Here is a 24,136-nt window from a genome sequence, read left to right on the forward strand (position 1 = left end):
CCTGAAGGGCGCGTACACCGCCGAACTGATCGACGCGGACCCGGAAGCCGAACCGCCCTGGCCGGCCACGCCGTACGCGCCGGGCTCCTCCCTGACGAAGGCCGCGTCCCCGGTGCGGGGCGCGGCCTTCGCCGTCGGTCGTGCACCGGACGACATCAATCATGCAAGCATGCTTGCTTGTTTTCGTGGCCGCTGCCATGCTCCTCAGCACGCCGCACACCGCCGTGTCCGTGTCCCGAGGGGAGCGACCTCGTGTCCGATCCGACGCCTGTGATCGACGATCTGCGTGAGGAGAGTGAGGAGCTCGACCGGTTGGTGGCCGGGCTGGAGCCGGAGCGGTGGGCGTTGCCCACGCCTGCCGCCGGATGGACCGTCGCCCACCAGATCGGGCACCTCGCCTGGACCGACCACTGCGCCCTGACCGCCGTCACCGACGCCGACGGCTTCCGCGCGATCGTCGAACAGGCCCTCGCCGCCCCGCACACCTACGTCGACGACGGCGCCGAGGAGTACGCCCGCGCCGAGCCCGCCGCGCTGCTGGCCCGCTGGCGGGAGGGGCGCGCGGCGCTGGAGAAGGCGCTGCGGGAGGCGCCGGACGGGGCGCGGTTCCCGTGGTTCGGGCCGCCGATGTCGGCCGCCTCCGTGGCCACCGCGCGTCTGATGGAGACCTGGGCGCACGCCCAGGACGTCACCGACACGCTGGGCGTGACCCGCCCGCCCACCGGCCGCCTCCGCCACATCGCCTGGCTCGGCGTCCGCACCCGCGACTTCGCCTACGGCGTGCACGGCCTCACCCCGCCCGCCGGCCCCTTCCGCGTCGAGCTGACCGCGCCGGACGGCGGTGACGTGTGGGCGTACGGGCCCGAGGACGCCTCGCAGCGCGTCACCGGCCCCGCGCTCGACTTCTGTCTCCTGGTCACCCGGCGCGCCCACCGAGCCGACCTGGACCTCACCGCCGAAGGCCCCGACGCCGGCCGCTGGCTGGACATCGCGCAGGCCTTCGCCGGGCCGCCCGGCGGCGGGCGGGAACCGAAGGGGGACGGCACCCCGTGACGACGGAGCCCTTGCGCATCGGCAACTTCTCCGGCTTCTACGGCGACCGCTTCGACGCGCTGCGCGAGATGCTGACCGGCGGCGACCTCGACGTCCTCACCGGCGACTACCTCGCCGAACTGACCATGCTCATCCTGGCCCGCGACCGGCTGAAGGACCCCTCCGCCGGGTACGCCCGCACCTTCCTGCGCCAGCTCGAGGACACCCTGGGCCTCGCCCACGAGAAGGGCGTCCGCGTCGTCACCAACGCGGGCGGGCTCAACCCGGCCGGACTGGCTGACGCGGTAAGGGAGTTGGCGGTCCGCCTCGGCATCCCCCTCCGCGTCGCGCACGTCGAGGGCGACGACCTCACCGCCCGCCACCCCGGCAGCCTCGCCGCGCACGCGTACCTCGGCGGCTTCGGCATCGCGGAGTGCCTGCGGGCCGGCGCCGACGTGGTCGTCACCGGGCGGGTCACCGACGCCGCCCTCGTCACCGGGCCCGCCGCCGCGCACTTCGGCTGGGAGCCGACGGACCACGACCGGCTGGCCGGGGCGGTCGTCGCCGGGCACGTCCTGGAGTGCGGGGCGCAGGCGACCGGCGGCAACTACGCCTTCTTCGCCGAGCACGACCCCCGTGACCTGCGGCGGCCCGGCTTCCCCCTCGCGGAGATCCACCCCGACGGCTCCTGCGTGGTCACCAAGCACCCCGGCACCGGCGGCTTCGTCGACGTGGGCACGGTCACCGCGCAACTGCTCTACGAGACGGGCGGCGCCCGCTACGCCGGGCCGGACGTCACCGCGCGGCTGGACACCGTCACGCTCACCCAGGACGGGCCCGACCGGGTGCGGATCGAGGGGGTGCTCGGGGAGGCCCCGCCGCCCACGCTGAAGGTGGGGCGCAACCGGCTCGGCGGGTTCCGCAACGAGGTCGTCTTCGTGCTCACCGGACTCGACATCGAGGCCAAGGCCGCGCTGGTCCGAGAGCAGATGGGCGACGCCCTCGCCACGTCCCCGCCCGCCGAGGTGCGGTGGGACCTCGCCCGTACCGACAGGCCCGACGCCGACACCGAGGAGACCGCCAGCGCGCTGCTGCGTCTCGTCGTACGGGACCCGGACCAGCAGAAGGTCGGGCGGGTGCTCAGCGGGGCCGCGATCGAACTGGCGCTGGGCGGCTACCCCGGCTTTCATGTGGTGGCCCCACCGGGGAAGGGCTCGCCCTATGGGGTCTTCGAGGATGTGTACGTGCCCCATGGGGACGTCGACCATGTGGCCGCCCTCCATGACGGGCGTCGGATCACCGTGGACCCGCCCCAGGACACCGCCGTCCTCGACGCCGTACCGTCACCCGCCCTCCCCGAACCGCTGCCGCCGGGGCCGACCACGCGCGCGCCTCTCGGCCGGGTCGCCGGCGCGCGCAGCGGCGACAAGGGCGGGAACGCCAACGTCGGCGTGTGGGCGCGGACGGACGACGCCTGGCGGTGGCTCGCGCACGAGCTGACCGTCGAGCGGTTCCGGGAGCTGGTCCCCGAGGCCCCCGAGCTGCCCGTCACCCGGCACGCGCTGCCAAACCTGCGCGCCCTGAACTTCGTCGTCGAGGGCATCCTCGGCGAGGGCGTCGCCGCGCAGGCCCGTTTCGATCCGCAGGCCAAGGCGCTGGGGGAGTGGCTGCGCTCCCGGCACGCCGACATCCCGGAGGTGCTCCTGTGACGGTCCTCGCGTCCGCCCTGAACCCGTCCGACCCGGACCACCGGGAGAACCGGGAGGCGATGCTCGCCAGGCTGGCCGAACTCGACGCCGAGCACGCGAAGGCTCTCGCGGGCGGCGGCGAGAAGTACGTCGAGCGGCACCGGAAGCGCGGCAAGCTGCTCGCCCGCGAACGTGTCGAGCTGCTGCTCGACCCGGACACCCCGTTCCTGGAACTGTCCCCGCTGGCCGGCTGGGGCAGCGACTGGACCGTCGGCGCGTCCATGGTCACCGGCATCGGGGTCGTCGAGGGCGTGGAGTGCGTGATCACCGCCAACGACCCGACCGTGCGCGGCGGCGCCAGCAACCCCTGGTCGCTGAAGAAGGCCCTGCGCGCCAACGACATCGCGCTCGCCAACCGGCTGCCGCTGATCAGCCTGGTCGAGTCCGGCGGCGCCGACCTTCCGTCGCAGAAGGAGATCTTCATCCCGGGCGGCGCGATCTTCCGCGACCTCACCCGGCTCTCGGCGGCCGGCATCCCCACGATCGCCGTCGTCTTCGGCAACTCCACGGCGGGCGGCGCGTACGTGCCCGGCATGTCCGACCACACGATCATGGTCAAGGAACGGGCCAAGGTGTTCCTCGGCGGCCCGCCGCTGGTGAAGATGGCGACCGGCGAGGAGAGCGACGACGAGTCCCTGGGCGGTGCGGAGATGCACGCCCGCGTCTCCGGCCTCGCCGACCACTTCGCCGTGGACGAGCCGGACGCGCTGCGCCAGGCCCGCCGGGTCGTCGCCCGCCTCAACCACCGCAAGGCGTACCCCGATCCGGGTCCCGCCGAGCCGCCCAAGTACGACCCGGAGGAACTGCTGGGCATCGTGCCCGGCGACCTGAAGATCCCCTTCGACCCACGCGAGGTGATCGCGAGGATCGTCGACGCCTCCGACTTCGACGAGTTCAAGCCGTTGTACGGCGCCAGCCTCGTCACCGGCTGGGCGTCCCTGCACGGCCACCCGGTCGGCATCCTCGCCAACGCGCAGGGCGTCCTCTTCAGCGAGGAGTCGCAGAAGGCCGCGCAGTTCATCCAGCTGGCCAACCAGCGTGACATTCCACTGCTGTTCCTGCACAACACCACCGGCTACATGGTCGGCAAGGAGTACGAGCAGGGCGGCATCGTCAAGCACGGCGCCATGATGATCAACGCGGTCTCCAACTCCCGCGTCCCGCACCTGTCCGTCCTCATGGGCGCCTCCTACGGCGCCGGCCACTACGGCATGTGCGGACGGGCGTACGACCCCCGCTTCCTGTTCGCCTGGCCCAGCGCCAAGTCCGCCGTCATGGGCCCGCAGCAGCTCGCCGGCGTCCTGTCCATCGTCGCCCGCCAGTCGGCGGCGGCGAAGGGCCGGCCGTACGACGACGAGGCGGACGCGGCGCTGCGGGCCATGGTGGAGCAGCAGATCGAGTCCGAGTCCCTGCCGATGTTCCTGTCCGGGCGGCTGTACGACGACGGCGTCATCGACCCGCGCGACACCCGCACCGTCCTCGGCCTGTGCCTGTCCGCCGTGCACACCGCGCCCTACGAGGGCGCGCGCGGCGGCTTCGGCGTCTTCCGGATGTGAGGCAACCCTTGATTACTTCCGTCCTTGTCGCGAACCGCGGCGAGATCGCCTGCCGCATCGCCCGCACCTGCCGCGACCTCGGTATCGCGACCGTCGCCGTGCACTCCGACGCCGACGCGCACGCCCTCCACACACGCGTCGCCGACACCGCCGTAAGGCTCCCCGGATCGGCGCCCGCCGACACGTATCTGCGCGGCGACCTGATCGTGAAGGCAGCCCTCGCGGCCGGCGCGGACGCCGTGCACCCCGGCTACGGATTCCTCTCCGAGAACGCCGGCTTCGCGCGCGCCGTCCGGGACGCCGGCCTGGTGTGGATCGGGCCGCCGCCGGAGGCGATCGAGGCGATGGCGTCCAAGACGCGCGCCAAGCAGCTCATGGGCGTCGAGCCGCTCACCGACGTCACCGAGGCCGACCTGCCGGTGCTGGTGAAGGCCGCGGCGGGCGGCGGCGGACGCGGCATGCGCGTGGTGCGCGACCTCGCCGACCTGGACGCCGAACTCGCCGCCGCCCGCGCGGAGGCGGCGAGCGCCTTCGGCGACGGGGAGGTGTTCGTCGAGCCGTACCTGGAGAACGGCCGCCACGTCGAGGTGCAGGTCCTCGCCGACACCCACGGCACCGTGTGGGCGCTCGGCACCCGTGACTGCTCCCTCCAGCGCCGTCACCAGAAGGTGATCGAGGAGGCCCCGGCGCCCGGCCTCTCCGACGCGCTCACCGAGGAGCTCCACACCCTCGCCGTACGCGCCGCCCGCGCGGTCGGCTACGTCGGCGCCGGCACCGTGGAGTTCCTGGTCGCGGGCGAACGGGCGCACTTCCTGGAGATGAACACCCGGCTCCAGGTCGAACACCCCGTCACCGAGGAGGTGTTCGGCGTGGACCTCGTCGCCGAGCAGATCCGGGTCGCCGAGGGGCACGCCCTGGACCCCGGGCCGCCGGCCCCGCGCGGCCACGCCGTCGAGGCCCGCCTCTACGCCGAGGACCCCGCCCACGGCTGGGCCCCGCAGACCGGCCGCCTCCACCGCCTCGCCGTCCCCGGCGCCGTCCGCCTCGACACCGGCCACACCGACGGCGACGACATCGGCGTCCACTACGACCCGATGCTCGCCAAGGTCGTCGCCCACGCCCCCACCCGCGCGGAGGCGGTCCGCAAGCTGGCCGCCGCCCTTGAACGCGCGGTGATCCACGGCCCCGTCACCAACCGCGACCTGCTGGTCCGCTCCCTGCGCCACGAGGAATTCACCCAGGGCCGCATGGACACCGGCTTCTACGACCGCCACCTGCCCGCCCTCACTGCGCCCGCCGCCGACCCGTACGCCCCGCTCGCCGCCGCCCTCGCCGACGCGCACGGCCGCTCCCGCTTCGGCGGCTGGCGCAACGTGCCGTCGCAGCCGCAGGTCAAGCGGTACGCGGTGAACGGCGAGGAGCACGAGGTCCGTTACCGCCACACCCGCACCGGCCTGGCGGCCGACGGCGTGACGGTCGTCCACGCCGACGCGGCCCTGGTGATCCTCGAAGCCGACGGCGTACGCCGCCGCTACGAGGTGAGCCGCTACGGCGACCGCGTGTACGCGGGCTCCACCGCCCTCACCGTCCTTCCCCGCTTTCCCGATCCCGAGGCCGACCACGCCCCGGGCTCCCTCCTCGCCCCGATGCCGGGCACGGTGGTCCGCATCGCCGAGGGCGTCACCGAGGGCGCGTCGGTGGAGGCGGGCCGGCCCCTGCTCTGGCTGGAGGCGATGAAGATGCAGCACAAGATCACGGCCCCCACCACAGGCACCCTGACCACCCTCCACGCACAGGAGGGCCAACAGGTGGAGCTCGGCACCTTGTTGGCGGTCGTGGAGCCGAACACGCCCTAGGGGCGCGGGGAACTGCGCGAGCACCCCCCACGAACCCGCAGGAACCGCACGACCGCAACCGCCCCCCAGGGGCGCGGGGAACTGCGCGACCAGCCACGACGCACCCGCAGAGACCGCGCGTCCCACGCCACCCCGTAGGGGCGCGGGGAACTGCGCGACCAGCCACACACAACCCGCACCCACCCGCCGACTCACAGCCCCTCCTCCCAAGGAGCCCACATGCCGGTGATCGAGTCAGAAGAACACAAGGCCCTCCGCGCAGCGGTATCCGCCCTGGGCCACAAATACGGCCGCGCCTACTTCACCCGAACCGTCGAGGAAGGCAGGCCCGCCACCGAACTCTGGGCGGAGGCCGCCAAACTCGGCTACCTCGGCGTCAACCTCCCGGAGGAACACGGCGGCGGAGGCGGCGGCATCGCCGAACTGTCCATCGTCCTCGAGGAACTCGGCGCCGCCGGCTGCCCCCTCCTCCTCATGGTGGTCTCCCCGGCCATCTGCGGCACGGTGATCGCCCGCTTCGGCACGGAGGAGCAGAAGCGGGACTGGCTGCCCGCCCTCGCCGACGGCACCCGCACCATGGCCTTCGGCATCACCGAACCCGACGCCGGCTCCAACTCCCACCGCATCACCACGACCGCCCGCCGCGACGAGGCCACCGGCGACTGGCTCCTCACCGGCCGCAAGGTCTTCGTCTCCGGCGTGGACATCGCCGACGCCACGCTCATCGTCGGCCGCACCGAGGACGCCCGCACCGGCAGCCTGAAGCCCTGCCTGTTCATCGTCCCGCGCGACACCCCGGGCTTCCAGCGCCACAAGATCGACATGGAACTCAACGCCTCGGAGAAGCAGTTCGAGCTGACCCTCGACGACGTACGGCTGCCCGCCGACGCGTTGGTGGGCGACGAGGACGCCGGTCTGCTCCAGCTGTTCGCCGGCCTGAACCCCGAGCGGATCATGACGGCCGCCTTCGCGATCGGCATGGGCCGCTTCGCGCTGTCCCGCGCCGTCGAGTACGCACGCGACCGCACCGTCTGGAAGGCGCCCATCGGCTCCCACCAGGCGATCGCGCACCCCCTCGCACAGGCGCACATCGACCTCGAACTGGCCCGCCTCATGATGCAGAAGGCCGCCCACCTCTACGACGCCGGCGACGACATCGGCGCGGGGGAGGCCGCCAACATGGCCAAGTACGCGGCGGCCGAGGCCTGTGTCAAGGCCGTCGACCAGGCCGTGCACACCCTCGGCGGCAACGGCCTCACCCGTGAGTTCGGACTCGCCTCGCTGATAACGGCCGCGCGCGTGTCTCGTATTGCGCCGGTGAGCCGGGAGATGATTCTCAACTACGTCTCCCACCAGACCCTGGGCCTGCCCAAGTCGTACTAGGCGACCGGCAGGCCTCCCGGCCGTCTTGGAGGAACCATGTTCCGCAGCGCGTACGCAGACGTCACGCCGGTCGAACTCCCCATCCACGAGGCGGTGCTCGCCCGCGCCGCCGAGTTCGGGAGCATCCCGGCCCTGATCGACGGCACCGACGGCACCACCCTCACCTACGAACAGCTGGACCGGTTCCACCGGCGGGTCGCCGCCGGGCTCGCCGAGGCGGGCGTGCGCAAGGGGGACGTGCTCGCCCTGCACAGCCCCAACACGATCGCCTTCCCCACCGCCTTCTACGCGGCGACCCGCGCGGGCGCCTCCGTCACCACCGTGCACCCGCTCGCGACACCCGAGGAGTTCGCGAAGCAGCTGAAGGACTGCGCGGCCCGCTGGATCGTCACCGTGTCACCCCTGCTGGACAGCGCGCGCAGAGCCGCCGAACTCGCGGGCGGCGTCGAGGAGATCTTCGTCTGCGACAGCGCGCCCGGACACCGCTCGCTGATCGACATGCTGGCCTGTACGGGCCCCGAGCCGGTCGTCGACATCGACCCGGCCGAGGACGTCGCCGCACTGCCGTACTCCTCCGGGACCACCGGCGTCCCCAAGGGCGTGATGCTCACCCACCGGCAGATCGCCACCAACCTCGCCCAGCTCCAGCCGGCGATCACGGCCGGGCCCGGTGACCGCGTCCTCGCCGTGCTGCCGTTCTTCCACATCTACGGCCTCACCGCCCTGATGAACGCCCCGCTGCGACACGGCGCGACCGTCGTCGTGCTGCCGCGCTTCGACCTGGAGCAGTTCCTCGCCGCCATCCAGAACCACCGCATCACAGCCCTGTACGTCGCCCCGCCGATCGTGCTGGCCCTCGCCAAGCACCCGCTGGTCGCCGAGTACGACCTGTCCTCCCTGGAGCACGTCATCAGCGCCGCCGCGCCCCTGGACGCGAAGCTCGCCGCCGCCTGCGCGCAGCGGCTCGGCCTGCCGCCGGTCGGGCAGGCGTACGGCATGACGGAGCTGTCGCCCGGCACCCACGTCGTCCCGCTGGACCTCATGGACCAGGCGCCGCCCGGCACCGTCGGCAAGCTCATCGCCGGCACCGAGATGCGGATCGTGTCCCTCGACGACCCCGGCAAGGACCTCGATCCCGGCGAGTCGGGGGAGATCCTCATCCGGGGCCCGCAGGTGATGAAGGGCTACCTCGGACGTCCCGACGCCACCGCCGCGATGATCGACGAGGACGGGTGGCTGCACACCGGGGACGTCGGCTATGTGGACGGTGAGGGAGGCTGGCTGTTCGTCGTCGACCGGGTGAAGGAACTCATCAAGTACAAGGGCTTCCAGGTCGCGCCCGCCGAGCTGGAGGCGCTGCTGCTCACCCACCCCGGCGTCGCCGACGCCGCCGTCATCGGCGTCTACAACGAGGACGGCAACGAGGTCCCGCACGCCTTCGTCGTCCGCCACCCGTCCGCCCCGCAGCTCACCGACGGCGAAGTCGTGATGTACGTCGCCGAGCGCGTCGCCCCGTACAAGCGGGTCCGGCACGTCACCTTCATCGACGGCGTGCCCCGCGCCGCCTCCGGAAAGATCCTGCGCCGCGAACTCCGGGCGGCGCACAAGGAGCCCTCGTGACCCTGATCGGCCGCAGTCGCACCCGGGGCGTCGAGATCCTGTCCCTCGACGCCCCGGAACGCCGCAACGCCCTGTCCGCCGCGCTCGTCGGCGGCCTTGCCGCCGCGCTCACCGACGCCGGGAAGGACCCCGGCGTCCGCGCGGTGGTCCTCACCCACACCGGCAACACGTTCAGCGCGGGGGCCGACCTGAAGGACCCGCCCGAGCCCGCCGCGCTCGTCGGTCTGCTCCGGCAGATCGTCGAGCTGCCCAAACCGGTCGTCGCCCGCGTCACCGGGCACGTCCGCGCGGGCGGGCTCGGGCTGCTCGCCGCCTGCGACATCGGCGTCGCCTCCCGCGCGGCGACGTTCGCCTTCACCGAGGTACGCATCGGGGTCGCGCCGGCGGTGATCTCCCTGCCGCTGCTGCCGCGCACCGACCCGCGCGCGCTCACCCGCTACTACCTCACCGGGGAACGCTTCGACGCCGACGAGGCCGCCCGCATCGGCCTGCTCACCGCGGCCGGTGAGGAGGCCGACGACACCCTGGAGCCGATCCTCGACGGTCTGCGCCGGTCCGCCCCCGAGGCCCTCGCCGAGACGAAACGGCTGCTCACGGCTAAGGTTCTGGAGACCTTCGACCGGGACGCGGACGCCCTGACCGCGCTCTCGGCACGCCTCTTCGCCTCCGCGCCCGCGCGCGAGGGCATGACGGCGTTCCTCGAACGACGGGATCCGGAATGGGCGGTGTGAGCGCGGCATGGGTGAGGTGAGCACGGCCGACCGTGCCGGACGCGTCCCCAAGCAGGACCGCAGCCGGGCCACCCGCCAGCGGCTGCTGGAGGCCGCCGTGTCCTGCCTCGCCGAACACGGCTGGGCGGGCTCCACGGTCTCCGTCGTCGCCGAACGGGCCGGCGTCTCCCGGGGCGCCGCCCAGCATCACTTCCCGACCCGGGAGGACCTGTTCACGGCCGCCGTCGAGTACGTCGCCGAGGAACGCTCCACCGCCCTGCGCGCCCTCTTCCCCGAAGGGGCCGCGACATCCGACCGCCGCGCGGTGGTGGCCGCGCTCGTCGACCTCTACACCGGGCCCCTGTTCCGGGCCGCCCTGCACCTGTGGGTGGCGGCCTCCGACGAGGAGCAGCTGCGGCCGCGGGTGACCGAGCTGGAGCTGCGGGTCGGGCGCGACTCGCACCGCATCGCGGTGGAACTCCTCGGCGCGGACGAGTCCCGCCCCGGCGTCCGCGAGACCGTCCAGGGGCTCCTCGACATGGCCCGCGGCCTGGGCCTCGCCAACCTCCTCAGCGACGACACCGCCCGCCGCGAACGGGTCGTCGCCCAGTGGGCGGACCTGCTGGACGACGCCCTGCGCTGAGATCGCTGTCGGTGGCCGGGCTACGGCAGGCTGTGAGGCCGCGCCGAGGCGCACCGGCCCTCACAGCGTGCGGGACGGCGCGCCCGAGCGCGTCTGGATCCCGGCGCCGGCCACGGCCGCCCGTGGCGAGTACCTCGCGGCTTGCCTTCCTGCCGAGCGCGGCGACGTCGTCCTTGCCGGGGAAGACGCACGCCGGGTGGGACCCCCGGTCCGGCGCGCTCGCGTGCCCTGGCTGCACCGCTCGCCCGGCCGTGCTCCCGGGCGCGCGGTGACCGCTTCGCAGCCCGCCCTTACGGGCCGCTTCCGGCACGACCCGAGGCGTCCCGCAGGACATCCGCTCACGGCGCCAGCCGCTCCACCCTCCACCCCCCGCCGGGCAAGGCCACGTACCGCAGACGGTCGTGGAGGCGGTTCTCGCGGCCCTGCCAGAACTCCACCGTCTCCGGGACGACCCGGAAGCCGCCCCAGTGCGGGGGGACGGGGACCCGCTCGTGTTCCGGGTAGCGCGCCGCCAGGCCGGCGTACGCCGTGTCCAGTTCCTCGCGGGACGCGATCACCGTCGACTGGCCGCTGGCCCACGCGCCCAGCTGGGATCCGTGCGGCCGGGTACGGAAGTACGCGGCGGTCTCGTCGCGCCCGGTGCGCCGCGCCGTGCCGGTGACGACGACCTGCCGGGCGACCGGGTGCCACGGGAACAGCAGCGAGACGTGCGGGTTCTCGGCCAGGTCGCGGCCCTTGCGGGACTCGTAGTTCGTGTAGAACACGAACCCGCTCTCGTCGAAGTGCTTCAGCAGCACCGTGCGGGAGCTGGGCCGGCCCGCCGCGTCCGCGGTCGACACGATCACGGCGTTCGGCTCGAACAGCCCGCCCTCCCGCGCGGCCTGCGCGAACCAGCGCGCGAACTGCTCGACGGGGGTGGCGGCGAGGTCGGTCTCGGAGAGCCCCTCGGTCCGGTACTGCTTGCGCATCGAAGCGAGATCGAGGGGGACGGCGTCTCGGTCGGTCACGGCGTCATCCTGCCGCATCCGCCCCGGCGGCGAGAGCGCGGTGGCCCGCGTCACAAACAGCCGGTGCCCAACCTCACGGATGGCACTCAGTGCCGCGAACCCTCCCCAAAACTGGCACTCAGGGATATCGTGCTGGCACTGATCCGGTTGGGTGACCGCCAGCCGGGCATCACAGGGGTGACGTCCAGACCGCGAGTTCCACCGAGCCGACCGCGGATCCCCGGACCCACGCCGATCGCGTCACGACACATGGTCGTCCCACCCCACAACACCATCTGTCACCCACCTATCGAGGGAGCCGCCTGATGTCCGACTTCGTACCCGGGCTCGAAGGAGTCGTCGCGTTCGAGACGGAGATCGCCGAACCGGACAAGGAGGGCGGCGCCCTCCGCTACCGGGGCGTCGACATCGAGGACCTGGTCGGTCACGTCTCCTTCGGCAACGTATGGGGGCTGCTCGTCGACGGGGCGTTCGCGCCCGGACTGCCGCCCGCCGAGCCGTTCCCCATCCCCGTGCACTCCGGCGACATCCGCGTCGACGTGCAGTCCGCGCTCGCCATGCTGGCCCCCGTGTGGGGCCTGAAACCGCTCCTCGACATCGATGCCGCCCAGGCCCGCGACGACCTCGCCCGCGCCGCCGTGATGGCCCTGTCGTACGTTGCCCAGTCGGCGCGCGGCCAGGGGCTGCCGATGGTGCCGCAGAGCGAGATCGACAAGGCCGAGTCGGTCGTCGAGCGCTTCATGATCCGCTGGCGCGGCGAGCCCGACCCCAAGCACGTCGCCGCCGTCGACGCGTACTGGACGTCGGCCGCCGAGCACGGCATGAACGCCTCCACGTTCACCGCCCGGGTCATCGCCTCCACCGGCGCGGACGTCGCGGCCGCCCTCTCCGGGGCCGTCGGCGCCATGTCCGGCCCGCTGCACGGGGGCGCACCCTCGCGCGTGCTGCACATGATCGAGGAGATCGAGCGCACCGGGGACGCCGAGGCGTACGTCCGGAAGACCCTCGACAAGGGCGAGCGCCTGATGGGATTCGGCCACCGCGTCTACCGCGCGGAGGACCCCCGCGCCCGCGTGCTGCGCCGCACCGCCCGTGAGCTGGGCGCCCCGCGCTACGAGGTCGCCGAGGCGCTGGAGAAGGCCGCGCTGGCCGAGCTGCACGCCCGCCGCCCGGACCGGGTGCTGGCCACGAACGTGGAGTTCTGGGCCGCGATCGTGCTGGACTTCGCGGAGGTGCCGGCGCACATGTTCACGTCGATGTTCACCTGCGCCCGCACCGCGGGCTGGTCGGCGCACATCCTGGAGCAGAAGCGCACGGGCCGGCTGGTCCGCCCGTCGGCCCGCTACGTGGGACCGGGTTCGCGCGACCCGCGGGAGATCGAGGGTTACGCGTCCCTCGCGCACTGAGTGCGGCCGGGAAGCCGCCGGGAACGCAGGCGACCCGCGAGTCTGGTTCCCCCTCGGGGGAGCCGGCCGGACGATACCGGCGACTCGCGGGTCGGGTGACTGCGTTGGATTGGGCCGGTTGCGTGCATCACTCGCACGCCGGTCCGGCGCCGAACCGAGTACGGCGGCGGGCCACTAGCCCGCAGCCACCTCTTCCGTCCGGTTGTCATACATCTGCCGAACCACCTCCTTTCCGAAGTACCGCCAGCCTAAGAACCGCCCGCCGCCGGATCAACCACTTTTCTGTGCCGACCTTCCGGAGCGCGGTTCGCGGCCTTCTCGTCGGGCCGGGCGCCCTCGGCCGACCCCCCTTCGCTCCGAGCTCATGGCGCGGCTCGAACCCGTTCCGCGCCGATGGCGCGACTCGGGCCCCGCACCGCCGCACGAGGTCTTTTGCCTCGTGAAAGCGTGGGTACGAGGGAGCAGGCAACAATTCCCACAATCTTGTCGGGAACTCGATGTGCGCTGGGTCACGTTCAAGTTGAATGATTGTTGGTGAGCGAATCGTCGTGCCGTACGTGCGGACACAGCCTGCAGGGGGTTCAGGTGAGTGCATCCCGGCGTAGTGGGGCCACCGACGAGCTCGGGCCCGAGGGGTCCGGGCCCGAGCGGGAGGGGCCGGCCGGCTCCGACCTGCTCGCGGCGTTGCTCGACGGCATGGACGCCGCCCTGTGCGCCTTCGACGCGGACGGCGTGGTGACCCACTGGAACCGTGAGGCCGAGCGCATCCTCGGCTGGTCCGCCGAGGAGGCGGTCGGGCGCGCCGGGTTCGCCGGGTGGGCCGTCCGCAGCGCGGACGCCGAGGAGGTCGAGGCGCGGCTGATGTCGGCCATGGACGCGCCCGGCCGGCAGGTGAACGAGTTCGCGCTCCTCACCAAGGACGGCCGCCGGGTCCTGGTGCGCACCCAGTCCGCCGCCGTACGCGGTCCCGACGGCGAGCCCGCCGGTGTCTACTGCGCGTTCAGCGAGGTCCACGCGCAGATCGACCTGGAGCGCTCCATCGCGCTCAGCGAGGCACTGCTGGAGGACGCCGGCTGGGGCGTCGTCCTCGTCGACGCCGACCTGCGGCCCGCCGTCGTCAACGCGTACGCGGCGCGGGCGCTCGGCGCGGGCCGCACGTCGGTGCTGGGCCGGCCGCTCGGGGAGCTGCTGGCACAGGGCGTGGAGGAGCTGGAGAGCGCGCTCACCCATGTGCTCGCCGAGGGCGCGCCGCCCGCGCCGGCCGAGCTGTGGGTGACCGTGCGGACGCCCGAGGGCGAGCGCCGGCGCTGCTGGCGGAGCGGGTTCGTGCGGCTCTCGTCCCCGCTCGCGGAGGAGCCGGTGCCGCTCGGGGTGGGCTGGCTGTTCCAGGACGTGACCGAGGCGCGGCAGGGCGAGCAGGAGGCGTCGCTGCTGCGGTTCCGCACCCAGCAACTGCACCGGGCCGCCCGCGCGGCGGCGGAGTGCGAGAACCCGGCCGAGGCGGCCGCCGTCCACCTGGACTTCGCCCTCGCCGGGTTCGCCGACCACGCGGTGATCGACCGGGTCGCCGAGGGCGGCGGCGACAGCGACCGGGTCCGCCTGGTGCGGATCGCCGAGACCCCCTCCGGCGCCCCGGGGCCCTGCCGCCTCGACGGCCGGGCGGGCCTTCCGGTGCTGTACGCCGACGGGCACCCGGCCGTGCAGTGCGTGGAGCGCGCCGGGACGGTGCGGGCGGGCGCGGGCTCGCTCAGGGGTGACGCGGCACGCGAGTGGGCGCTGTCCCGCCAGTGGCCTCAGGACACGGTCCACGCCCTGTGCACGGTCCTGCGCAGCCGCGGCCGCACGCTCGGCGCCGTGACGTTTCTGCGCACGTCCAACCGCACGGCCTTCGAACGCGCGGACGCGGTGTACGCGGAGGACGTGGCGGCGCACATCGCGTCCGCGCTGGATCTGGCAGCACTGCTCCCCGGGGAGGGGTGAGGGGGCCCGCCGTGCCGGGGCGCGGACGCGGCCTGCGGATGTCGGCCACGGGGTCCGTAGGAGCTGTTCGCGCAATCGCCGCGCCCCTCGGGGGCCGCGGTCCCGCCGTCACCCTTGGGGGCGCGGGGAACTGCGCGGCAAGCCCCCGCCGGGCCGCAGCCGCCGTCGCGCGGACGCACCCCGCCGGGGCGCCAAGACGAACCGGCCGGGGCGGCCCGAGGCCGTACCGGGCTCAGTGCTGGTAGAAGATCCGGTCGCCGTACTCCGTCATCACCTGGGTGTTCCAGAGGTGGCCGCCGTCGACGTTGCCCGAGCGGAGCAGGGGCGGCTCGACGCCGCGGTCGGCGAGGGTGGCCGCGGCGGTGGCCATGACCGCCTGGAGCAGGGCCGAGGTGACGACCGTGGACGCGGGCGCGAACGGCGCCGACACGCCCTCCCACGTCAGCTCCGCGTCGCCCACCGGGATCCCCGAGTCCAGCACCACGTCGCAGTGGTCCTTGAGGAACGTCCCTGAGGGGTTCCGCGGCGAGGTCTCCGAGGCGTACGCCACCGACGTCACGCCGATCACCTTCACGCCCTTGGCGCGCGCCCTCGTCGCCATCTCCACGGGCATCACGTTGCGCCCGGACAGGGAGATGATCACCAGCAGGTCGCCCTCCCGCAGCGGGGAGGACTCCAGCACCGTTCCCGCGAGCCCCTCCACCCGTTCCAGCGCGGACCCCAGCGTCGCCGGCCGGACGTCGACGCCGACGACCCCCGGCACGCTGAGCAGGTTCATCAGGGCGAGTCCGCCCGCGCGGTAGACGAGGTCCTGCGCGGCGAGGGAGGAGTGGCCCGCGCCGAAGGCGAAGAGCCGTCCGCCGTCGGCGACCGTGTCCGCGATCATCGTGCCCGCCGCCGCGATGGGCCCGGCCTCCTCGTCGCGGAGCCGCCCCAGCAGCCCGATCGCTGCGTCGAGGAACTGACCGGCGGGCGTGCGGTCGCTCATGCGGCTCCCTTCGGGGCGGACGTGTCGCGGATCACCGTGCGGTCTGGACCACTGCCGTGTCAATACGGTGTCCGGACGCCCCGTCCGCCGCCGAGCCGGAGCCGCGCGTTTCCGGGGCACGGCCCGGTTGTCCGTCGTATGCGTAAGAATTGAGGCTCGGGCCAGCGCACACGCCGGTGAGCCGTCCAGCCTTCCGGCAGAGCCAATCCGCAGATCTCATCGAGGGGCAAGTATGTCCGGACTGATCGACACCACGGAGATGTATCTCCGCACCATCCTCGAGCTGGAGGAGGAAGGTGTGGTCCCCATGCGCGCCCGGATCGCCGAGCGGCTCGACCAGAGCGGGCCGACGGTCAGCCAGACGGTGGCCCGGATGGAGCGCGACGGCCTGGTGGCCGTCGCCCCGGACCGCCATCTGGAGCTCACGGAGGAGGGCCGCCGGCTGGCCACCCGCGTGATGCGCAAGCACCGTCTCGCCGAGTGTCTCCTGGTCGACGTGATCGGCCTGGAGTGGGAGCAGGTGCACGCCGAGGCCTGCCGCTGGGAGCACGTGATGAGCGAGGCCGTCGAGCGCCGCGTCCTGGAGCTGCTGCGGCACCCGACCGAGTCGCCGTACGGCAACCCGATCCCGGGGCTCGAGGAGCTGGGCGAGACGGACGGCACGGTGCCGTTCCTCGACGAGGGCATGGTGTCGCTGGCCGACCTGGACCCGGGCGCCGAGGGCAAGACGGTCGTGGTGCGCCGGATCGGCGAGCCCATCCAGACGGACGCGCAGCTGATGTACTCGCTGCGCCGGGCGGGCGTGCAGCCCGGCTCGGTGGTGAGCGTGACGGAGTCCGCGGGCGGCGTGCTGGTGGGCAGCAGCGGCGAGGCGGCGGAGCTGGAGTCGGAGGTCGCCTCGCACGTCTTCGTCGCGAAGCCCTGACGCCGGGGCCGGCGGGACTGCCGGGGCCCAGGGGGCGGACGGCGCTTGTCACCGGACACGGCCGGGACGCGAACGCGCCGATTCTCCCGCCGGATCCGGCTCCGCCGCGTCCGCGTTGCGCCGAATCGCAGCGTTCGCCCGGCGGGCGTGCGAGGCTGTCGCGTGAGGCATATGACCTGAGGGGTTCTTGGTCCGGTGGCGCGGAGGCCGCCCGGGCCGGGGAGGGGCGGGACGATGTGCCGTGACCACGTGAGGAGCCCCGGCGCCGCACGGCGCCGGGGCCTGTCCTCCCCTGTGCTGACCCGGAGCCCCGAGCTCTCAGGGTCATTCCCCACGGACCGGTTTCCCCGAGCGGTCCGCCTCCCGATGAAGATCTCCCCCGGCCCGCGCCGGTCAATCCCCGTGCGGGGTCACTCGAACGAGGGGTGTTGCCGGAGAGAACGGCATTTTCGAATGCTCATTCGATAGCGTTGCGGCAGTGGCGACAGGGCAGAGTCCGGCGACAGGCGGGGTCCGGAGCACCGGCGGGGTCCGGAGCACCGGCGACAGACAGGGTCAGTGGGCAGGCAGCGAGCGTGGGGGGTGCCAGACCGTGGCGCGACGCATCGACGTGACGGGGGCGGACGGCGTACGCCTGGCCGCCTGGGAGTTCGGCGACCCGGCCAAGGCCGGAGCCGGTCCTGAGGAGGGGACCGCGCCGGGCGCGCCCGGCGTGCTCTTACTGCACGGCCTGATGGGCCGCGCCTCGCACTGGGCGTCCACCGCCCGCCGCCTCGCCGCGCGGTACCGCGCGGTCGCCCTCGACCAGCGCGGTCACGGCCGCAGCGAGAAGCCCCCGGAGGGCGCCTTCACCCGGGACGCCTACGTCGACGACGCGGAGGCCGCCCTGGAACAGCTCGGCCTCGGCCCCGCCGTCCTGATCGGCCACGCGATGGGCGCCCTCACCGCCTGGCAGCTGGCCGCCAAACGCCCCGACCTGGTCCGCGGCCTGGTCATCTGCGACATGCGGGCCTCCGCCCTCGGGGGCGCCTCGCAGCGCGAGTGGGCGGAGTGGTTCGCGTCCTGGCCGGTCCCCTTCGCCACCCTCGCCGACGTACGGAAGTGGTTCGGTGAGGACGACCCCTGGGTGGAGCGCCCCAACCCGGCCCGCGGCGAGTTCTACGCCGAGGTGATGGCCGAGTCCCCCGACGGCTGGCGCCCCGTCTTCGACCCCGACCAGATGCTGCGCTCCCGCGCGACCTGGGTCCACGACGCCCACTGGGAGGAACTGGCCCAGGTCCGCTGCCCCGCCCTGGTCGTCCGCGGCCTCGACGGTGAGCTGGGCCGCGCCGAGGCCCAGGAAATGGTCCGCGTCCTCCCCCGAGGCCAGTACGCCGAGGTTTCCGACGCCGGCCACCTCGTCCACTACGACCAGCCCGAAGCCTGGCTCGCCGCGATCGAACCGTTCCTGGACCCGCTCGCCGGGGAGTAGCCCGGAGCCCGGACTCCGCCGGGCCCCGGGCCTTGGATCACGCCGTCCTGACATGCCGTCGGAAGAACCCCGCCGCCGCCTCCGCCGCGGAGGCCGGGACGCCCGTGTGGCCGCCCAGGTGGGCGTGGAGGGACTTGTCCCGGGAGGCGAAGGCATCGAAGAGGGCCAGGGCCGAGGCGCGGTCGTTGCCCTCGTCGTCCCACTGGAGCAGGACGTGCAGCGGGACCGTGACCCGGCGGGCCTCCTCGAACATCACGCGTGGGACGAAGCTCCCCGCGAAGAGCACCGCGGCGGCGATGCGCGGGTCCGTCGCCGTCAGCCGGACGCCGAGGGAGATCAGACCGCCCGAGATGCCGACCGGGCCGGTGATCCCGGGGAGCGGGAGCAGGGTGTCGAGCGCCGCCCGCCATTCCGGGGCCGCCGCGTCGACCAGGGGGAGGACAAGGGCGTCCACGAGGTCGTCGCCGACCGGTGCGCCGGCCTGCATCGCGCGGCGGAGGTCCTCCCGAGCCCGGTTCAGGGCCGGCCAGGCCGGGCGGTCACCGCTGCCCGGCAGTTCGATCGTGGCCGCCGCGAAACCGTCCGCCGCCGCGTGCCGGGCGCGGGACACCAGGCGGGGGTACATCGCACCCAGCCCGAGCGGCGGGTGGCCGAGCAGGATCAGCGGGGCCGGTGCGGAAGCGGACGCGGTCGCGGGCGTCCACAGGAGGCCCGGGATGCCGTCGAGGGTGAAGCGGCGTTCCAGGACGCCGTCGTCGAGGAGAAGTTCCGAGGTGAAGTGCATGGTCGTGCCTTCCGGGAGTGCGCTGTTACGGCGCTCCCGGGCGACCCGTCCGTCACCCGACCATGACCCCGGAGGGGAGCACCCATGTCGTTGCTGCTGCGGTCACGGGTACCACCTCCTCGGTCCAGGCACGGTCGGGGCGGACGCTAGCAGGGTCCCCGTCCGGCTTCCACGGGATTTCGCCCAGCCGCCGGGCAGGTGCCGCTCACCCCTTGCTCACCGCCGACACGATCTCCGGCAGTCGCGCCGCCGTCCGCGGGGCGGCCAGGCGGAGACCCCCGAAGGCGAGGAGGGCGCCGTAGGCCGTGCCGGCGAGCAGGAGGAGCAGGCGCAGGCCCTGGCCCGCGTCGCCGATGTTCAGCCAGATGGTCAGAGCGATCACCGGGAGGCAGAGGAGGGCCGCCGCGATCATGCCGCCGAAGATGGAGATCCACGCCAGCCCCACCTGCCCGGGGGCCACGTTCTTGTACCCCTCCTGCGGGACGGAGTACGGGAACCGCGCCGACGTCCACGCGCCGGTGGCGAGCATCGCGCCGAGCAGCGCGAAGGACAGGCCCAGCGCCTCCGGCAGCCGCGCCCAGTCGTCCAGCATCGCCGTCGTCAGCACCGTGACGAGCGTGGCGTACGGGAGGGTGATCAGCAGCAGCGCCAGGGCGCGGGCGCGCAGTTCGGCGTAGGCGTCGCGGGCGGAGGAGATCGTCATCGCGACCATCCAGAACGCCGACGTGTCCTGCCCGAACTGGTTGTACATCTGGATGCCGAGCATCCCGGCCGCGAAGCAGGCGAAGTACACCGAGCCGGTGCCCTGCCAGGCGTTGAACACCGGCACGATCAGGCCGATCGCCAGCGACGTCACCCACGCGGCCTTCGTCTTCGGGTCGCGCCAGATGTAGCGCAGGCTGCGCTCCATCACCGTGCCGGTCCTGCCCGACGGCAGCAGGCGCGCGAGACCCGTGGAGGGGCGGTCGCGGACCGCGGAGTCGCCCGCCTGGAGGGTGGACCCGTCCGGCGCGGTCATCAGCCGGGTCAGGGTGCGCGACCACAGCGCGAGCAGCACCGCGAGCGCCCCCGCGCTCACCGCCAGCTGCGCCACGGCAACCCCGTACGCTCCCTCGCCGGTGGTGTGCACCGCGCCGATCGCCGACGCGCCCGGCAGCCAGCGCAGCACGTCCGCGACCGGGTCGAGCTGCTCCAGGCCCCCGGAACCCAGCCGCTGCGCACCGAAGTTGACGACCTGCGCGCCGATCGCGACCACCAGGCCGCTGAGCACCGCCAGGTCCCGCCCCTTGCGGCTGGTCAGCAGCCGTACGTTCGCCGCGGCCACCGACCGCGCCAGCGCCACGCACACCAGCAGCGCCAGCGGCACGGCGACGACGCCCACCGTCCATGCCGCCGCGCCACGGGCGACGGTGATCACCGAGCCGGCCAGCAGGCACACCGTGAACAGCGGCCCGATGCCCACCAGTGACGCGGCCAGCAGGGCCCGCACCAGCGGCCGCGGGCGCAGCGGCAGCATCACCAGGCGGGTCGGGTCGAGCGTCTCGTCACCCCCGGGGAAGAACAGCGGCATCACCGCCCAGCCCAGCGCCAGTACCGCCACCAGCAGTACCACCAGCGACTCCGCGCCGCCGACGCCGCGCAGCGCCACAAGACCGAGCATCTGGAGGGCGGCGAACAGCAGCGCGACGACGGCGGAGGCGATCCAGGCGGCGCGACGCCCGCCGGACTGGCGCAGGCCGTTGCGCAGCAGCGACAGCTTCAGCCGGACGACGACCGGGGTGAGGGCGGGCGCGCTCACCGGGCGCCACCGCCCAGCCAGTCGAGGTCGGACCCGGCGTCGCGGCTGTCGGCGCCGACGAGTTCGAGGAAGGCCCGCTGCAGGGACGGCGCGTCGCCGCGCACCTGGGCGAGCGGGCCGTGGGCGCGGATCCGGCCGGCGGCCATCACCGCCACCCAGTCGCACAGCGACTCCACCAGCTCCATGACGTGGGAGGAGAACACCACCGTCGCGCCGGAGGCGGTGTAGCGCTCCAGGACGCCCCGGATGGTCTGCGCGGACACCGGGTCGACGCCCTCGAACGGCTCGTCCAGGAAAAGCACTTCGGGGTTGTGCAGCAGCGCCGCCGCCAGGCCGATCTTCTTGCGCATGCCGGTGGAGTAGTCGACGACGAGCTTGTGCTGGGAGCCCGCAAGGTCGAGCACGTCGAGCAGCTGGGTGGCCCGCTTGTCGACCTCCTCGCCCGGCAGCCCGCGCAACCGGCCGGTGTAGGCGAGCAGTTCACGCCCGGACAGCCGCTCGAACAGGCGGAGTCCCTCCGGCAGCACGCCGATCCGGGCCTTCACCTGCGCCGGGTCGCGCCAGACGTCGTGCCCGGCGATCTCGACGGTGCCCTGGTCCGGGCGGAGCAGCCCCGTCACCATGGACAGGGTGGTGGTCTTCCCGGCGCCGTTCGGCCCGACCAGACCGATGAACCGCCCGGCGGGCAGCTCCAGATCGATCCCGCCGACGGCGACCTGCTCCCCGAACCGCTTCCACAGCCCCTGCACGCGCACGGCAACAGTGCCCACCACGTCTCCCTCCGTCGTCCCCGAGCCTACGGGGAGGGCGACAGGAGCCGTGGGCCCGGGGAGGACGACGGGGGCCGCGGGCCCGGGGAGTCCCCGTCACCGGTCCCGGCCGCAGGCGTACGCCAGCGACGGCAGCAGCTCCTCCGCGTCCGGCAGCCAGCGGTTCTCCTGGGTCGGCCGACGGGCCCACTGCACGGCCCCGTGCCGGCCGACCCGGGTCGGCGGCGCGGCCACGTACGACCCCTCGCCCAGCACGGCCAGGTCGAGCGACGACTCCGACCAGCCCAGCGTGCGCAGCAGGTGCGGAAGCTTCGCCGCCGCACCGGGCAGGACGAAGAACTCCGTACGCCGGTACGGCGTCAGGGTCACCGGGCCCGGCGTGAGCCCCATCCGCTCCATGCGCGCCAGCGCCAGCAGACCGGCCGTCTCCGGCACGGAGATCGCGTCGAACGCCCGCCCGGTGGGCAGCAGCACCGAGGCGCCGGGCTGCTTCTGCCACATTCGCCGGGCGGCGCTGGCGCTTCCGGTCGCCAGGTCCGCCCAGCCGGGCTCCGCCGGGTGCGCGCCGGGCGCGGGGCACGCCACGTCACCGCACGAGCAGACGTGCACCCCGTCGACGACCTCGGTCCAGGTGCCCGGCACCACGTCCCAGTGGCGTTCCTCGGCATAGCGCACGGCGGTGTCCAGCAGCGATTCCCCGCGCTGCTTCGGGATCTGTACGGCGTCGGCGCCCGCGATCGTCTCTTCCACGATGAACACAACTTCACCCGTCACCAGGGGTTACGCCCTGCCGGATGCGCGGGGGAGGGGCATCGGGCCCGTCCCCGGGGCGCATGGGTGCATCCATGGGGGCGCGCGGGAGGATCCGCCACCGCATCGGGGTAACCAGGAGGGGGGTCGGCAACCGTCGATACCCCGGCAATTCTCACATGTCCCGCATTGTCGGTATGTCGACGGGGCATTGATCCTCCCGGCCGGACGTCTCGCCGGGACGACGTGAGACGTACGGCCGCGGACAACACGTCAACCCGGTGCGTGGGCAGGCACCGCAGCCTCAGGGGGTACGCCATGGCCGCAAGGCCGCTCGTCGCCCGGCAGCCGAACGAACGGCTGCAGGCGCTCATCCAGGAAGCCGGATGCTCCAACGCCGGACTGGCCCGCAGGGTCAACATGTGCGGCGCGGAGCACGGCCTCGACCTGCGCTACGACAAGACGTCGGTGGCCCGCTGGCTGCGGGGACAGCAGCCGCGGGGCCGGGCGCCGGCCGTCATCGCGGAGGCGCTGGGCCGCAAGCTGGGCCGCACGGTCACGATCGACGAGATCGGCATGGCCAACGGCAAGAACCTCGCGTCCGGGGTCGGCCTCCAGTTCTCGCCGACGGTGCTGGGAGCCATCGAGCAGGTCTGCGAGCTGTGGCGCAGCGACGTGGGGCGGCGGGACTTCCTGTCCGGCTCGTCCGTCGCCGCGTCCGCGCTGGTGGAGCCCAGCCGCGACTGGCTGATTTCCGCGCCCGACGGTCAGGTCGCGCGCAACACCGGCCCGCGCGTGGGCCAGTCGGACGTGGCGGCGGTGCGCTCCATGACGGAGGCGCTGGTCGCGCTGGACCACCAGTACGGCAGCGGGCACGTCCGCCCGGTCGTGGTGCACTACCTCAACAGCGTCGTCTCGGGGATGCTGGCCGGCTCGTACCGCGAGGCGGTGGGGCGCGACCTGTTCGCCGCCGTCGCCCGGCTCACGGAACTGGCCGGGTACATGGCCGTCGACACCGGCCAACCGGGCCTCGCCCAGCGGTACTACATCCAGGCGCTGCGGCTCGCGCAGGCCGCAGGGGACCGCGGCTACGGCGGGTACGTGCTCGCCGCGTCCATGAGCCACCTCGCCGCGCAGCTCGGAAACCCGCGTGAGATCAGCCAGTTGGCGCGCGCGGCCCAGGAAGGAGCACGGGGGCGCGTGACACCCCGCGCGGAGGCGATGTTCCTCGCCGCGGAGGCCCGCGGGCACGCGCTGACGGGCGACGCCGCGGCCGCGCACGCCGCCGCGGGCCGTGCGGTGAGCGCCCTGGAGGCGGCCGACCCGGGTTCGGGTGACGACCCGCCGTGGATCGCGCACTTCGACGAGGCGTACCTGGCCGACGAGTTGGCGCACTGCCACCGCGACCTCGGCCAGGCGGAGGCCGCCGCGCGGTGCGCGCAGGAGTCGCTGGACGGCCACCCGCCCACCCGCGCACGGCGTAGGGCCATCGGCTACGTGCTGCTCGCCACCGCCCAGGTGCAGCAGCGCGAGATCGAACAGGCCTGCGCCACCGGCCTGAAGGCCGCCGAACTGCTGGGCGGTCTGCGCTCCGACCGGGGCGCGGAGTACCTGGAAGACCTCCAGCAGCGCCTCGAGCCGTACCGGGAGGAGCCGGTGGTAAGGGAGTTCGGGGCGCGGATGGAGCTCCGGACGGCGGCGTGACGTGC

At 73.7% G+C, this 24,136-nt stretch carries 19 protein-coding genes; 13 read left to right on the forward strand and 6 right to left on the reverse strand.

Annotated elements, in window-relative coordinates; translation table 11 throughout:
- The first annotated feature begins 252 nt into the window (after positions 1-252).
- The 8 genes from ACF1AG_RS24325 (at position 253) to ACF1AG_RS24360 (ending at position 10,548) form a co-directional block, all read left to right on the forward strand.
- Complete coding sequence (locus ACF1AG_RS24325) at positions 253-1,053, forward strand: TIGR03084 family metal-binding protein (protein ID WP_391810385.1); 801 nt, start codon at positions 253-255, stop codon at positions 1,051-1,053.
- Entirely contained in the window at positions 1,050-2,741 is a 1,692-nt protein-coding gene (locus ACF1AG_RS24330; protein WP_391810386.1) for an acyclic terpene utilization AtuA family protein, read from the forward strand. The genes ACF1AG_RS24325 and ACF1AG_RS24330 overlap by 4 nt, the downstream gene beginning before the upstream one ends.
- Positions 2,738-4,336 (forward strand): carboxyl transferase domain-containing protein, encoded by a 1,599-nt coding sequence (locus tag ACF1AG_RS24335; RefSeq protein ID WP_359599956.1) that lies wholly within the window; start codon positions 2,738-2,740, stop codon positions 4,334-4,336. The genes ACF1AG_RS24330 and ACF1AG_RS24335 overlap by 4 nt, the downstream gene beginning before the upstream one ends.
- An 8-nt stretch (positions 4,337-4,344) precedes the next feature.
- Complete coding sequence (locus tag ACF1AG_RS24340; protein ID WP_359599957.1) at positions 4,345-6,192, forward strand: biotin carboxylase N-terminal domain-containing protein; 1,848 nt, start codon at positions 4,345-4,347, stop codon at positions 6,190-6,192.
- A gap of 219 nt (positions 6,193-6,411) precedes the next feature.
- Positions 6,412-7,575 (forward strand): acyl-CoA dehydrogenase family protein, encoded by a 1,164-nt coding sequence (locus ACF1AG_RS24345; RefSeq protein WP_359599958.1) that lies wholly within the window; start codon positions 6,412-6,414, stop codon positions 7,573-7,575.
- A 36-nt stretch (positions 7,576-7,611) separates the two neighbouring features.
- Positions 7,612-9,195, forward strand: a complete 1,584-nt coding sequence (locus tag ACF1AG_RS24350; RefSeq protein ID WP_391810387.1) for a 4-coumarate--CoA ligase family protein — start codon at positions 7,612-7,614, stop codon at positions 9,193-9,195.
- Complete coding sequence (locus tag ACF1AG_RS24355; RefSeq protein ID WP_359599960.1) at positions 9,192-9,926, forward strand: enoyl-CoA hydratase family protein; 735 nt, start codon at positions 9,192-9,194, stop codon at positions 9,924-9,926. The genes ACF1AG_RS24350 and ACF1AG_RS24355 overlap by 4 nt, the downstream gene beginning before the upstream one ends.
- Positions 9,927-9,933: 7 nt before the next feature.
- A complete protein-coding gene (locus ACF1AG_RS24360) occupies positions 9,934-10,548 on the forward strand; it encodes a TetR/AcrR family transcriptional regulator (RefSeq protein WP_359599961.1) in 615 nt (204 codons plus the stop codon).
- A 338-nt stretch (positions 10,549-10,886) separates the two neighbouring features.
- On the opposite strand, the gene pdxH is transcribed toward ACF1AG_RS24360, so the two are convergent.
- The gene (pdxH, locus tag ACF1AG_RS24365) at positions 10,887-11,573 is read right to left on the reverse strand and encodes a pyridoxamine 5'-phosphate oxidase (RefSeq protein ID WP_387797719.1); all 687 of its coding nucleotides are present in this window, start codon (positions 11,571-11,573) and stop codon (positions 10,887-10,889) included.
- Between the two features lie 287 nt (positions 11,574-11,860).
- Here pdxH and ACF1AG_RS24370 point away from each other — a divergent pair, with 287 nt between their 5' ends.
- Together ACF1AG_RS24370 and ACF1AG_RS24375 are read left to right on the forward strand one after the other, a co-directional pair.
- Positions 11,861-12,961: a citrate synthase 2 gene (locus ACF1AG_RS24370; protein ID WP_359599964.1), complete on the forward strand. Its 1,101-nt coding sequence runs from the start codon at positions 11,861-11,863 to the stop codon at positions 12,959-12,961.
- A 585-nt stretch (positions 12,962-13,546) separates the two neighbouring features.
- Positions 13,547-14,941 (forward strand): PAS domain-containing protein, encoded by a 1,395-nt coding sequence (locus ACF1AG_RS24375; protein WP_359599966.1) that lies wholly within the window; start codon positions 13,547-13,549, stop codon positions 14,939-14,941.
- 232 nt (positions 14,942-15,173) lie between these two features.
- Here the strand turns inward: ACF1AG_RS24375 and ACF1AG_RS24380 are convergent, their stop codons facing one another.
- Positions 15,174-15,929, reverse strand: a complete 756-nt coding sequence (locus ACF1AG_RS24380; protein ID WP_387797716.1) for an SIS domain-containing protein — start codon at positions 15,927-15,929, stop codon at positions 15,174-15,176.
- Positions 15,930-16,161: 232 nt separating this feature from the next.
- Here ACF1AG_RS24380 and ACF1AG_RS24385 point away from each other — a divergent pair, with 232 nt between their 5' ends.
- Both ACF1AG_RS24385 and ACF1AG_RS24390 read left to right on the forward strand, forming a co-directional pair.
- The gene (locus ACF1AG_RS24385) at positions 16,162-16,854 is read left to right on the forward strand and encodes a metal-dependent transcriptional regulator (RefSeq protein WP_359599968.1); all 693 of its coding nucleotides are present in this window, start codon (positions 16,162-16,164) and stop codon (positions 16,852-16,854) included.
- A gap of 592 nt (positions 16,855-17,446) precedes the next feature.
- Positions 17,447-18,325 (forward strand): alpha/beta fold hydrolase, encoded by an 879-nt coding sequence (locus tag ACF1AG_RS24390; protein WP_391810388.1) that lies wholly within the window; start codon positions 17,447-17,449, stop codon positions 18,323-18,325.
- A 37-nt stretch (positions 18,326-18,362) separates the two neighbouring features.
- On the opposite strand, the gene ACF1AG_RS24395 is transcribed toward ACF1AG_RS24390, so the two are convergent.
- The 4 genes from ACF1AG_RS24395 to ACF1AG_RS24410 form a co-directional block, all read right to left on the reverse strand.
- A complete protein-coding gene (locus tag ACF1AG_RS24395; RefSeq protein ID WP_391810389.1) occupies positions 18,363-19,109 on the reverse strand; it encodes an alpha/beta hydrolase in 747 nt (248 codons plus the stop codon).
- A gap of 205 nt (positions 19,110-19,314) precedes the next feature.
- Positions 19,315-20,907: a transporter gene (locus ACF1AG_RS24400; protein WP_359599971.1), complete on the reverse strand. Its 1,593-nt coding sequence runs from the start codon at positions 20,905-20,907 to the stop codon at positions 19,315-19,317.
- Complete coding sequence (locus tag ACF1AG_RS24405; RefSeq protein ID WP_359599973.1) at positions 20,904-21,680, reverse strand: ABC transporter ATP-binding protein; 777 nt, start codon at positions 21,678-21,680, stop codon at positions 20,904-20,906. The genes ACF1AG_RS24400 and ACF1AG_RS24405 overlap by 4 nt, the downstream gene beginning before the upstream one ends.
- 93 nt (positions 21,681-21,773) lie before the next feature.
- The gene (locus ACF1AG_RS24410) at positions 21,774-22,436 is read right to left on the reverse strand and encodes a bifunctional DNA primase/polymerase (RefSeq protein ID WP_359599986.1); all 663 of its coding nucleotides are present in this window, start codon (positions 22,434-22,436) and stop codon (positions 21,774-21,776) included.
- A gap of 309 nt (positions 22,437-22,745) precedes the next feature.
- Between ACF1AG_RS24410 and ACF1AG_RS24415 the strand changes: the two genes are divergently transcribed.
- Positions 22,746-24,131 (forward strand): transcriptional regulator, encoded by a 1,386-nt coding sequence (locus tag ACF1AG_RS24415; RefSeq protein WP_387797710.1) that lies wholly within the window; start codon positions 22,746-22,748, stop codon positions 24,129-24,131.
- The last annotated feature ends 5 nt before the right edge of the window (positions 24,132-24,136 follow it).

Source organism: Streptomyces sp. NPDC014764, assembly GCF_043082785.1.
In the GTDB taxonomy this organism is placed as follows: Bacteria; Actinomycetota; Actinomycetes; order Streptomycetales; family Streptomycetaceae; genus Streptomyces; species Streptomyces althioticus.